Here is a 13,220-nt window from a genome sequence, read left to right as displayed (position 1 = left end):
GTTCGTTTCTGTTGGTTTGTTTCTGTTGGCTGGCCGATGCTGCTGTGAGAAATTTCAGCTTGTGGGTGGGTTACTTGATTCAACACACCCACAATTTGCTGTCCAAGGTCTGTCCAACCTTGGGGTCACTCGTGAATTACTAGCAACCAATCTTTTGTAGCCCATCGCTGGGTAAGTCCGTGGGCACCTCATTGGCTACTAAGTTCGTGTCTGCCGATGGCCCGTGATAGGCAGCGAGATACAAATCCTGCAAATCTTGGATCAGGGGATAGCGAGGGTTAGCCCCTGTGCATTGGTCATCAAAGGCTTGTTCTGCCATGGTTTCTAAGTGATCCAGGAATTGCGGCTCATCGACTGCGATCGCGGCTTTAATGGTGGCTGGTACGTCTAATTTGCGTTTCAGGTCTTCGATCGTGGCGATGAGGCGTTCTACTTTTTCGGCTTCATCGTTGCCGCCGAGGTTGAGATAATCGGCGATGCGGGCATAGCGCCATTTGGCGTTGGGGTATTTATACTGCGGGAAGATCGCTTGTTTGAAGGGCACATCCGTCGCATTGTAGCGAATCACTTGGGTGATCAGTAAAGCATTCGCTAGACCATGGGGCACATGGAATGCTGAACCCAATTTGTGGGCTAGGGAGTGACAAATGCCCAGGAAGGCGTTGGCAAAGGCCATTCCGGCCATAGTGGCGGCGTAATGAACTTTCTCGCGGGCCTTGGGATTTTCGGCTCCCTCTTGGTAGGCGGCGGGTAGATATTTCACCAATAGGCGAATGGCTTCCAGGGCTAACCCGTTGGTAAATTCTGAAGCGAAGACGGAGACATAGGCTTCGATCGCGTGGGTGAGGGCATCCAAGCCACCGTAGGCAGTCAGCTTCTTCGGCATGTGCATGACGAGTTCCGGATCGACGATCGCCATGGTGGGGGTCAGGGCGTAGTCGGCGAGGGGATATTTAATGCCTGTGCGGGTGTCGGTGACGACGGCAAAGGGCGTAACCTCTGACCCGGTGCCGGAGGTGGTGGGAATGGCAATCATCATCGCCTTTTGGCCGAGGGGCTGCACCTCGTAGACCCGCTTACGAATGTCCATAAAGCGCGTGGCCAAGCCCTCAAATTCCGTCTCCGGTTGTTCGTACATCAACCACATGACCTTGGCGGCATCCATGGGCGACCCACCCCCGATCGCGATGATGACATCCGGCTCAAACAGTTGAATTTGGCTCAGGCCCCGCTGGACGGTGTCTAGGGAGGGATCGGGTTCGACATCGTAGAAAGTTTGATGGGTGATGCCGAGATGGTCTAAGGTGTCGGTGACTGGCTTCGTGACGCCGAGGTCAAATAACGGTTTATCGGTGACGATGAAGGCGCGTTTACGATCGGTGATTTCCTTGAGTGCAAAAGAAACGGCTCCGTACTTAAAGTAAACCTTGGGCGGGACACGGAACCACAGCATGTTTTCCCGCCGTTCGGAGACGGTTTTGACGTTCAACAAATGGTGCGGGGCCACGTTGGCTGAAATGGTGTTACCGCCCCAGCTACCGCATCCTAGCGTTAACGAGGGATCCAGGTGGAAGTTGTAAAGATCGCCGATCGCGCCTTGGGAGGACGGTGTGTTAATCAATACCCGCGATGTTTTCAGATGGGTTTCAAATTCTTGAATGTGACTGTGGTTATTCGGTGCTGTGTATAACACCGCAGTGTGACCTTTACCACCAAATTCGACAAACTTTTCTGCGGTTTGAACTGCTTCCGTAAATGTGGGAACTCGATACATCGCAAGAATCGGAGTCAGTTTCTCATGGGAAAAGGGTTCCGATTCCCCAATGGTTTCAACTTCAGCAATCAAAACCTTGGGCATAGTTGGGGGCGTGCCTTCTGGAGTGTCCCAGCCTTCCAGCGTTAGTCCAGCAATGTCGGCAATTTTGGCGACGGGTTGCCCGACGATCGCGGGATTCATATGGCCATCTTCGAGGACGTGCTGGCGCAATTGCTCCGTGTCTGCGGGGCTGAGGAAATGGGCTCCCCGATCGCGGAATTCCTGTTTGACAGCTTCGTAAACGTCATCCATGACAATGACGGCTTGCTCACTGGCGCAGATCATGCCGTTGTCAAAGGTTTTACTGAGCAGGATGGAGGAGACGGCCATTTTGATGTGCGCAGTTTCGTCAATCACTGCCGGGGTATTGCCTGCACCCACGCCCAGGGAGGGATGGCCGGAGGAGTAGGCGGCCTTCACCATGTTGGGGCCACCGGTGGCGATGATGAGTTTGATGTCGGGATGGCGCATCAGGGCTTGGGACAGGACGACGGTGGGTTCCTCAATCCACCCAATGATCCCCTCGGGGGCTCCGGCAGCCACAGCAGCTTGCAGAATGATTTTGGCTGCTTCGATCGTGCATTGTTTGGCCTTGGGATGGGGGGAAAAAATAATGGCATTGCGGGTTTTCAGTGCCAGCAATGCCTTAAAAATGGTGGTGGAGGTGGGATTGGTGACGGGGACAATGCCTGCGAGGATGCCAACGGGTTCCGCGATTGTTTGGTAGCCGAGGGCCTCATCTTCTTCTAGGATGCCGCAGGTTTTTTCGTGTTTGTATTTGTTGTAGATGAATTCCGAGGCGAAGTGATTCTTAATCACTTTATCTTCTATGATGCCCATGCCGGTTTCCTGTACGGCGAGTTTAGCGAGGGGAATCCGGGCGACGTTGGCGGCTTGGGCGGCCTGCTTAAAGATGTGATCGACTTGTTCTTGACTGTAGGTGGCAAAGGTGGCCTGGGCGGCTTTGACGGACTGAATCAAGGCTTCCAGGGATTGGAGATCGGTGACGTGGAAATGAGTGACCATGAGGAAAACCCTCAACTGATTGCTTCAAACTTTTGATTTTGAAGATAGGGCATGGAGTTGAGGATCTTGTGAAGATGGCGAGAAAATTAATCGTTATGAGCGTTTCCTGATGAAGTTAGGGTTTTGTGATGCTTGGTAAGGAACGGAAAAACTATTCTATCCGCAACCGTATTAACAACCGTATTAACAACTATATTCGCAACTCTATCAGCAAATTCTGGGTAAGGGATCTCCTGTGAGGAGTGTGAGAATGCGCTTGACTCCTAGGGAATTGCGGATTGTAACGTAACCCCGATCGATGTTGGGAGCCTTCGATCGCACTTGGCCGATGACACAGGCTTGCTGGGGAAAAAATTGATGAAGTATGCTCAAGGCTGCTTCGACGGTATCGGGGGGCACAATGGCGATAAATCGGCCTTCATTGGCAACATAGATGGGATCAAGCCCGAGAATTTCGCAGGCTCCGCGCACGGTGTCATGGACGGGAATAGCGTCGTCGGTTAATTCGATTTCAACGTTAGCGGCTTCTGCGAGTTCGATCGCGGCGCTAGCGAGTCCGCCTCGGGTCAGGTCGCGGAGGCAATGGATGGGAATGCCTTGCTCGAGCAAGGCTAAAATCGGTTCTGCGAGGGGGGCACAGTCACTGACGATCGGGCTGTCAAACTGGAGTCCTTCTCGTAGGGCCATGATTGCCATGCCATGTCGGCCTAAGTCGCCATTTAATAGGATGACATCGCCTATTTGAATCGATCGGGGTGCAAGGGTCATTTTGTGTTCCACAATACCAATTCCCGCAGTATTGATAAATAGGCTACTACCGTGACTTTTCTCATGGTTACGATTGATAACTTTATCAATAACTTTTGTGTCTCCTGTAACAATCTGGACTTTTGCATGATCTGCGGCGGCTTGCATTGACTGGATAATTTTTTCTAGAGTGGCGATCGGGAACCCTTCTTCGATAATTAACCCGACGCTGAGATAGCTGGGACGACTACCCCCCATGGCGAGATCGTTGACGGTTCCGTTGACTGCTAGGGAACCGATGTCTCCACCGGGAAAAAATAAGGGTTGAATCACATAAGAATCGGTTGTAAATGCGATTCTAGTATCCCCTAAATTAATAACAGTGCTATCGTGTCGCTGATTAAGAAGGGGATTGTTGAAATTGGGTAAAAATAATCCTTCGATTAATTGCTGCATTAACTTGCCACCGCCGCCATGACCCATGAGAATATGGTCGGTGGAATGAAGGGGCAAAGGGCAGTTGAAATCTGGCGTGTTAAACTCTGGATTATCCTGCATAGTGAAAAGTGAAGAGTAACTGGGCTGTTAGGACGAAGTAGACGGGTGGGAATGGGTCAGAGATTGATAATGGTAATAGGCGGCACAGGCTCCCTCAGAGGAAACCATGGGGGCTCCGAGGGGATGCTCTGGGGTGCATTTTGTGCCAAAGACGGAGCATTGGTAGGGCTTCCGTAAGCCTTGTAGAATTAAACCGCTGATGCAGGTGGAATTGGCATTGTCGTTTACGTTTTCTTGGACGTTCTCTAAGGTGTCACTGGGCGGCTTCCCTGTGGGTAGAGCAAAGCGCTGGGCTGTGTCAAATTGAGCGTAACTGGGCTTTAATCGTAGTCCGCTGTTGGGGATGGTTCCTAGGCCGCGCCACGATCGATCGCAGACCTCAAACACCTGTTGCATAAATGACTGGGCTGTGAGATTCCCTTGGGGCTGAACCGATCGGGCATACTGATTTTCTACTTGGGCAGTTCCCGCTTCCAACTGCTGCACACAGTGATAGATTCCCTGCATAATATCCAACGGCTCGAACCCTGTAACGACGATGGGAACGCGATAACGGCTGGCGATCGTTTCGTATTCACCGTAGCCCATGACGGTGCAAACATGCCCTGCGGCTAAAAAGCCTTGAATTTGGCAGTTTTGAGCCGCTAACAATTGCTCCATTGCGGGGGGAACGAGGACATGGGCGACCAACATCGAAAAATTAGTGAGTTGCTGCTGCTGGGCTAGATGCACGGCTAGGGCGGTTGCGGGGGCGGTGGTTTCAAAACCCACGGCAAAAAAGACGACCTCGCGATCGGGATTAGCTTGGGCGATTTTGACGGCATCTAAGGGCGAATACACGGTTCTGACATCGCCGCCCTGGGCTTTGAGGGTGAGCAAGTCTCGATCGTAGCCGGGGACGCGCAACATGTCCCCAAAGGAGCAGAAAATGACTGGGGGTTGGGCGGCGAGCCAGAGGGCTTGTTCGATGGTTTCGATCGCGGTGACGCACACGGGGCAGCCGGGGCCGTGGATAATGGTGAGGTGGGTGGGCAGGAGTTGTTCTAAGCCGAATTTCAGGATCGTGTGGGTTTGGCCGCCACAGATTTCCATGATTGTCCAAGGCTGGGTTGTGATGTCTGCTATTGCTTGTGCGTATTGCTGAATGGCGGATGCGTTGCGATATTCATCCAGATATTTCATCCGATGCCTCCTCGGATTCCTGAGCTTGGGCCATGGCTTCGAGGTCTGTAAAGATTTGCTGGGCTTGCTCAGCGTTGAGAATGCTAATCGCACAGCCGACATGAACGATGACATAATCCCCAATTTTGACCTCTGGAACATAGGCCAAATTGACTTCTTTGGTGACGCCCCCAAATTTAACGAATCCCGATCGGGTCAATGGGTCATCATTGGTGATTCGCAGTAGTTCTCCAGGGATTGCAAGACACATACATATTTCCCTCTAATATTTTCTTAATTGAACGTTGCAGTTTTACCCACTCGATGATTTGTTTAGCTAATGTGAACAAATTTTGACTCTTGTGACTATTCGTATGACTGTTTACGTGATTACTTAAGTAATTTTCGTATAACTCCTGTGACTGACTATAGTAGATGAGTTAAATGCTAGAAAATATCTTTGTTATTATTTTTCACGCGATTATAGATTTCTTCCATGAGTTCAAGAAAGGATGTTTGATGTTCCCAAAATGGGGGAAAGTCGCCTTGTTTTTTTAACAAAATGCCGGAAATGGGAATAGCTTCGATCGGTTCGCTCTCCTTGGGTAGGCTTTGGCTGCCCATCCAGAATTCCTTGAGACTGGGGGGCTTTTCGGCGGGGATTAGTTGGGGACGGGGGTAAAAACTCTCGATCGTCGTTAAGGGTGTGGCACTGCGATTGAGTCCCTGGGACATAGCTTTGCCCAGGGGGGATTCTGCGAGGAGGGATTGAAAGCGATCGCGGGGGATGCCTCGGAGTTCAAAGAGTAAAAATGGATCGCGATCGAGTTCTGCGGCAATCAGGTAATAAACGCCTGCAATGTGTTTGCAGGGATTGCTGTAGTCGGGGCAGGAGCAACGGGTGATGATGTCCGATCGTCGTTGGGGCAGGAGATGAATTCCTAGGGTTTTGAAAGGTTCTTCAATGTTTTCTGGAATTTCATTCATCATTAATTTGGACAGAAATCCGGCCTTGGTGGCAATTAAGGCAATGATGGCGGCCCATTGGGCTTCGCTGATTAAAGGAAATTCAATTTCTGTGGTGTAGAGGGGTTCTTTATAAACTCCAAAATAGGGGTTAACGGAGCCTCTGACCTTGGCTGTGATGTGGCCATCTGCAATGGTAAAGCTTTTGACTTTGTTGCCTCGGGCATAGGAGCGGCCTCGGCTGAGGCGATTGGTTTCAGTGAAGGATTCTAGGGCTTCGATAAAGCGTTGGCCCCACCAGTTGCGACTGAATTCGTTTTGCTTTGCCATAATGTTTCCTGAGCTGTTTCCTGAGCTGTTTCCTGAGCTGTTTCCTGAGCTGTTTCCTGAGCGGTAGTGAATCGGGTGGTGAGTTGGGTAGTGAATCTGGAGTGCTGGGGAATTTGAGCGGGGGACGTTTGCTGTAACCGGCGGATGACGGATCTGCTGGAGGGTGGCTAGTCTACGATCGCTTTTTTATTTAAAGCAATCAACTGTTTGAAGGCGCGATTATCGAGTTCGCTTAACCAGGCTTCGTCGTTACCCACGATCGCCCCTGCAAGTTTTTTCTTATCTTCAATCATTTGATCGATCTTCTCTTCCAGTGTTCCCAGGGCGATGAATTTGTGGACGAAGACGTTTTTAGTTTGGCCAATGCGGAAGGCGCGATCGGTGGCTTGGTCTTCTACGGCGGGGTTCCACCAGCGATCGAAGTGAAAGACGTGGTTGGCTCGGGTGAGGGTGATGCCGACGCCTCCAGCTTTGAGGGAGAGAATGAAAATGGAGGGTTCGGTGTTGGGATCTTGGAATTCGGCAATCATTTTTTCCCGTTTGGCTCGGAGGGTTCCTCCATGGAGATAGTAGGTGTTGTAATGCTGTTGTTTGAAGGTTTTCTCTAGGGCTTCACCGATTTCTGTAAATTGCGTAAATATCAGGAGGCTTTCTCCTTCTGATCTGATTTCTTCAATCATTTCCAAAAGTCGCTCTAGTTTGTGCGATCGAGTGGCAGTGAATTCACTATTATCCTGGAGGAACTGCATGGGATGATTGCAGATTTGTTTGAGTTTCGTCAGCGTTGCTAAAATCATCCCTTTACGCTTGATTCCAGTGATTTGGTCGATCGATTCACTGATTTCTTTAACGACTGCTTGGTAGAGGGAGGCTTGTTCTTTGGTCAGGTTGCAGTAGCATTTCTGTTCGACTTTGTCGGGGAGGTCTTGGATGATGGCGGGGTCGGTTTTGACGCGGCGCAGGATGAACGGTTCAACGAGTTTCTTAAGGGTTTGGGATTGACTGAGGTTGTTGTCTTTTTGAATGGGAATTTCGAAGGATTGTCGAAACTGCGATTCTTTGCCCAGGTAACCGGGATTTAAAAAGTTAAAAATCGACCATAGATCCATCAGCCGGTTTTCGACGGGGGTGCCAGTGAGGGCGAGGCGATGGGTACTGGGCAGTTTGAGGATGGCTTTGGTTTGGGCGGCTTTGGGATTTTTGATGTTCTGGGCTTCGTCGATGACGATGCGATGCCAGGTTTGGCCACTCAGGAGGGCTTCGTCCATGCGGGCTAGGGTGTAGGAAGTGATGACGACATCACAATCGGCGATCGCGGTTTTCAGGGCTTTGGCATCCCGAATGCGATCGGCCCCATGGTGCAGCATGAAGCGCAGGTGGGGGGCAAATTTTTCGATTTCTTTGCCCCAGTTGCCAACGACGGAGGTGGGGGCAATCAAGAGGGTGGGGGCGAGGTCGATCGGTCGATCGATCGTGGAAGCATTCCTACGACGGGTTGGCGATTTTGGATGACCCTGTTCGCGTTCATAGACCAAACGGGCGATGACTTGGGCGGATTTGCCCATGCCCATGTCGTCTGCCAGACAGCCGTTGAGTCCGAGGCTTTCTAAATAGACTAGCCAGGAAACGCCGCGCCGTTGGTAGGGACGGAGCTGCCCCTGAAAGGTTGGGGGATCGGCAATTTCTTCCATCTGGGTGGGATGGTTTAATCGATCGATCATGGCTGACAGGGTGCGATCGTGATCGACGGCTAGGTCCACATCATCGTCACTGCCAGCGGAAAATTTCATTAAGTCGATCAAGCTGAGTTCCGGTTTCTGTTCCCGTTCTTTTTTCCAAAACTCTAGCATTTGTTTCATTTTGGCCTGGTCTAATACCATCCATTTCCCTCGGAATTGCACCATGGGCATTTTGCTATTGACCAGGGTTTGCCATTCCCGTTCGCTAATGGTCTGATCGCCGATGGCGAGTTCGTAGTCGTAGGAGGCGAGGGCTGTTGCGGAAAAGTAGCCTGTGGATTCGCTGCTGGATTTGGGCTGGGTATGGGCTCTCAGTCGTACTTTGGCGCGTTGCCTGCCTTTGGGTGTCCACCAAGTCGGCACGAGCACTTGGTACCCAGCGGCTTCCAGTACCCAGGCGGATTCCTGTAAAAAGTCAAAGGCTTCGCTGAGGTTGAGGGTGATTTCGCTGGGGCGATCGGTTTCTAACCCTGCCCAGAGTTTGGGATAAATGCGAGCAGCATACCCAAGGTGGAGCAGGAGGCTTTGTTCAAAGTCTTGGCCAAGTCCGAGTTTGTGGCGATCTTTGCGATGGGTGCGCCAATAAAGCCCCAGGTCGATGCGGTGGGAGGGATCGGTTTTGGGGGAGGCTTGAAAGACGAGTTCCCAGGGATCGTCTGGGTCTTGGGGTTCGTCTAGTTGAAAGCAGAGGTTGAAATTTTCCGGTGCTTGGGATTGGTTGATGCGATCGCGCCATTGTTGCCATTGTTCATACAAGCCTAGGGCGGCGGCGGTTGTCCACGGATCGCTGGGGTCGAGGCAGGCATGGAGGAGGGTGCCCTGAATTTTTTTCTCCAGTGCGGTTGGTCGGGGGGTGTGAATCAGAATTTCATCTAACAGGCATTCGGAAAAGTGGCGCAACAGGGTTTCCCGATCGTAGAAGCACGCTTGTTCGGAGGGATCGGCAAATCCGGCACAGCAGAGTAACGGCATCTGGCTGATGGCCGTCTGAATCAGGGTGTCATACTGCTCGGAAATAATTTCCCAGCCGGGATGGATTTCAAAGGCTGGAGGGGCTGCGGCGATCGCGGGTTTCGATCGGGTGGTTTTGCGGGGTGGGGTGGGGCTGGCTGGTGTGATTTCGCGATATTTCAAGGCGGGAATGTATTGATCGCGCAGAATCACTTGTTTGAAGCGTTGGGTATAGTGATACCAAAACAAGAGGTCAGCTCCCATTTGCACATCACTCAGGCGATATTGTGTGAGGAAATGCAAATCGTTCAGGAATTTAATGACGTTGTTGACGTTGGTTTTATAATTTAGGTAAATGACGGTTGCGTAACAATCAATTTCCCAGTATTGCCACTCGTAGCGATCGGGCAATTCGGCTTCTAGATACCGGGCCATTTCCCAGGAGGGGAGGGGCTGTTTTTTGGCAGTGGGTAATAGGAACGATCGGGGAATAATGTCGGCTTCGAGGGCTTGGTGAGGGTCTTTGGCGGCGTTTTTGTAGGGCTTGATCCCTAGAGTTTCGCAGAGAAAAGGGATGAGATCGGGGGTGCGTAAATGGCGCGGATGGGTCTCAGGGCTCCGTTTTCTGCGGGAGTTTTCTTCTGTTTCTACCCAGAGGTAAAATTGCCCGGTTTGAATAAATTCTGGGTCTGTATCTGGAATCCAGGTGCCGTGCAAAATATCCATGGGCGTGTGTACGATCGATGCAAGGGTGCGTGATAGTTTGCATTGTACTGAATCACTGGGTAAGGGATTGCTGAAATGAATACTTCTGTAACCATAAAAATTGGTGTAACCATAAAAATTGGGGATGGGTGCATTTAGACTTAATGCACCCATCCCCAGGGAGATGTTGTAATGGATGCCTAGCGGGTTGCTTCGGCTTTGACGGTGGCGTAGGCCCAATCTAACCAGGGCAGTAAGGCTTCCAGATCACTGGTTTCGACGGTGGCTCCGCCCCAAATCCGTAGTCCTGGAGGGGCCGATCGGTAGGGGGCGATGTCGTAGGCGACGCCTTCTTTTTCCAGCACTTTGGTCAGCTTCTTGGCGATGGAGGCTTGATCGTCGGCGCTCAACCCTGTGAACCATTCATCGACAATTTTCAGACAAATGGAGGTGGAGGAGCGCTCTTCGGCGTTTTCCGCTAGGAACCCAGCCCAATTGCTCTTTTCGACCCACTGGGCGATCGCTTGGAGGTTAGCGGTGCTGCGGGTGATTAAGCCGGAGAGTCCCCCGAGACTTTCTGCCCATTTGAGGCTGTCTAGTACGTCTTCCACGCAGAGCATGGAGGGGGTGTTAATTGTGTCGCCTTTGAAAATGCCTTCGATCAGTTTGCCTTTCTGCGCTAGCCGGAAAATTTTGGGAATGGGCCAACTGGGTTGATAGCTTTCTAACCGCTGGACGGCGCGGGGAGACAGGACGATGACGCCGTGCTGGGCTTCGCCGCCGAGTACTTTTTGCCAGGAATAGGTGAGAACATCAATTTTTTCCCAGGGGATGTCCATGGCGAAGACGGCGGAGGTGGCGTCGCAAATGGTGAGTCCTTCGCGATCGTTGGGAATCCAGTCGCCATTGGGCACGCGGACGCCGGAGGTGGTGCCATTCCACAGAAAGACAACGTCGTGGCTGAAATCGACGGTCGTTAAATCGGGTAAGCTGCCGTAGGGGGCTTTCAGGAGCCGAACGTCTTGTAGTTTCAGTTCGTCTACGACATCTTTCACCCATTCTTGCCCGAAGCTTTCCCAGGCAAGGATATCCAGGGGACGTTGACCAAGAACCGACCAGAGGGCCATTTCCACGGCTCCAGTGTCGGAGGCTGGAACGATCCCAAGGCGGTAGTCTGCGGGAATGCCGAGGATTTGTTTGGAGCGATCGATGGCTTCGGCGAGCTTGGCTTTTCCATCCGCAGAGCGGTGGGAGCGACCCACGCAGGCATCTTGAAGGTTGCTCACTGACCAGCCGGGGCGTTTTGCGCAGGGGCCAGAGGAGAAATGTGGGCGTTGGGGTTTAACGGTCGGAGGTGTAAGAGATTCTGCCATGGGTGCTGGAATGCAGCGGTACGTGTAAACAGTGAACGATGTATATGTAGCACTTCTTTGGTGCAAAGATCTATTCTCAATCGGCAACCCTAGATTGCCCAGTCTCCTTAAGAATTGTTTAGAAAATGCGATGTTCAGTAAACTACGGTGTTTGGTAAACTACAACGGCTTCGGGGGATGGGCTTCCTGTGCCTGTGGCGTTGTGTAGGAAGGGATTCCCTGCGCGAGGGCGTGATAGAGATCGGCTGTGAGATCTTGAACGGCTTGCTTGGCGGAGGCACGATCGCGATTGTACAAGGGCCAACGATCGCTGACGGAAATGGGTTGACCGATCGTCACTTGGGTTTGTCGCCAGCCCAACTGAGGTCGCTGGGGAATTTTATCTCCCTTGATGCGGGCAACGAAATCGAAGAGGATGAGGGTGAGTTCTGCAAGTTGCTCCACGGTGAGTTGGGTTTGCAGGTAGGGCTGGGTAACAGCCACGAAGCTTTCCACAAGGCGCATATGGCGAAGGGCTAGCTGGGCTTCGGTGGCAGCCCAATCGGCCAGCCCTCGGCTGAAGGGATCAAGGGTTTGTAAGTTTGTAATGTCTTCGCGATAGATGATTTTCCAACCGGCTTCTTCTAGACGGCGGCAGCGTTGGATAATGTTTCCTTCAGACGGTAGCCCAAAATGTTGTTCTGCAATGGTTAATGCGATGTCTAAAAGTGTTTGCAGTCGTGTAATTAAATGGGCTTGTTGATGTTGATGATCGTCTACCTGATGAGATTTATCTAATTTACAATCTTGGTTAGTTTCTAGTGCGATCGACAGATGATAAAACTGCTGATAAAATTTCTCCATCTGAGCGATCAAGTGTTCTCCTAAACGCAAGAGCCGTTGATAAATCTGCTGTTCAGGGCTGTTCAGGGCTGGGATGGAAAATGGTAATTGGGAAAGCCCGGTATCCTGTTCTAGCTGGCTGATTACGTCATCAAGTTTGCGCCACGGAGGTGAGGCGTAATGGTACTGAATCCCGATCGGTAAAATCCAAACCTGTTCTGGTCGATCGGCTTTTACGAGGTCTTCTACGCACCAAAACCCTAATTGTGCAACGCCGGGTTCTAGGGGGCTGACAATGTGGCTATGTCCGTTGGTGGCTCCTTCGGGGGCAACAGCGAGGGGAAATTGCCCGTTGAGTAATACTTCCCGTGCGGCTTTTAACCCTTTTAGATCCAGACTTTTGCCTCGGTGGATCGGAATACCGCCAATCCGAGCAAAGAACCAACCTAACCAGTTCCCTGCCCAGATCGTCATGCCGCGATCGTAGAGAAAGTGGGCATGAATCGGCTGTTGCAGTGGGATGCCGCGCTGTTGGGCGACTTGGGGAATGGTGCGGGAAAGAACAAAGAGATAGCTGAGGGGATCGTCTACTTCGGGATGACGAGCGGCAATGAGAAGCCGAATTTTGCCCTGCTGAAATTGGTGATAGGCTGTAGCCAGACGTTCTGGATAGATCACTTCTACCTGGTTGATACCAGCAGGCAGCCAACGGCGCAATCTAAAGCGCAATGCGAAAGGTAACAGTAAGTGCAGTAGCCTCAATACCCAAGGCTGAAACGTTTGAGGAATAAATTCTAGTCGCGGTTGAACATGGAGCGAGGGCAAAGGAATTCTCCGAGCAAGAGATTCTAGAATTTTTGCAAAATTAAATAAGGGGTAGAAGCAGAAAAGTAGAAAAGACATCAAAACCCGAAGGTTTTGTACCTTCGGGTTTAAATAATCAAGAAAGATTAATTAGGAGAGAGCATTGATAGCGTAATCGAGGTAGGAATTAGCTTCCACAGCGGAGTCACCGGAGAGGCCATG

The 13,220-nt window shown here is 51.5% G+C and carries 8 protein-coding genes and 1 pseudogene; all 9 read right to left on the bottom strand.

Annotated elements, in window-relative coordinates; genetic code table 11:
• Window positions 1-139: 139 nt before the first annotated feature.
• Window positions 140-2,842, bottom strand: a complete 2,703-nt coding sequence (gene adhE / locus H6G21_RS17580; protein WP_190574715.1) for a bifunctional acetaldehyde-CoA/alcohol dehydrogenase — start codon at window positions 2,840-2,842, stop codon at window positions 140-142.
• Between the two features lie 207 nt (window positions 2,843-3,049).
• Window positions 3,050-4,147 carry a hydrogenase expression/formation protein HypE gene (gene hypE / locus H6G21_RS17575; protein WP_190574714.1) on the bottom strand — a complete coding sequence of 366 codons (1,098 nt, stop codon included), beginning with the start codon at window positions 4,145-4,147 and terminating at the stop codon, window positions 3,050-3,052.
• Between the two features lie 27 nt (window positions 4,148-4,174).
• Window positions 4,175-5,329: a hydrogenase formation protein HypD gene (gene hypD, locus H6G21_RS17570; RefSeq protein WP_190574713.1), complete on the bottom strand. Its 1,155-nt coding sequence runs from the start codon at window positions 5,327-5,329 to the stop codon at window positions 4,175-4,177.
• A complete protein-coding gene (locus H6G21_RS17565; RefSeq protein WP_190574712.1) occupies window positions 5,313-5,579 on the bottom strand; it encodes a HypC/HybG/HupF family hydrogenase formation chaperone in 267 nt (88 codons plus the stop codon). Before H6G21_RS17565 ends, hypD begins: the two co-directional genes overlap by 17 nt.
• A 176-nt stretch (window positions 5,580-5,755) precedes the next feature.
• Window positions 5,756-6,604 carry an SWIM zinc finger family protein gene (locus tag H6G21_RS17560; protein WP_190574711.1) on the bottom strand — a complete coding sequence of 283 codons (849 nt, stop codon included), beginning with the start codon at window positions 6,602-6,604 and terminating at the stop codon, window positions 5,756-5,758.
• A 167-nt stretch (window positions 6,605-6,771) separates the two neighbouring features.
• Window positions 6,772-10,020 (bottom strand): DEAD/DEAH box helicase, encoded by a 3,249-nt coding sequence (locus tag H6G21_RS17555; protein ID WP_190574710.1) that lies wholly within the window; start codon window positions 10,018-10,020, stop codon window positions 6,772-6,774.
• Between the two features lie 179 nt (window positions 10,021-10,199).
• The gene (locus tag H6G21_RS17550; protein WP_190574709.1) at window positions 10,200-11,372 is read right to left on the bottom strand and encodes a phosphoserine transaminase; all 1,173 of its coding nucleotides are present in this window, start codon (window positions 11,370-11,372) and stop codon (window positions 10,200-10,202) included.
• Between the two features lie 159 nt (window positions 11,373-11,531).
• Entirely contained in the window at window positions 11,532-13,019 is a 1,488-nt protein-coding gene (locus H6G21_RS17545) for a 1-acyl-sn-glycerol-3-phosphate acyltransferase (RefSeq protein WP_242041907.1), read from the bottom strand.
• Between the two features lie 129 nt (window positions 13,020-13,148).
• Window positions 13,149-13,220, bottom strand: a pseudogene (locus H6G21_RS17540) (phycocyanin subunit alpha); the annotation flags it as partial.

Source organism: Alkalinema sp. FACHB-956, assembly GCF_014697025.1.
Classification (GTDB): Bacteria; Cyanobacteriota; Cyanobacteriia; order Leptolyngbyales; family Leptolyngbyaceae; genus Alkalinema.
This window is presented reverse-complemented; position numbering and strand designations above follow the sequence as displayed.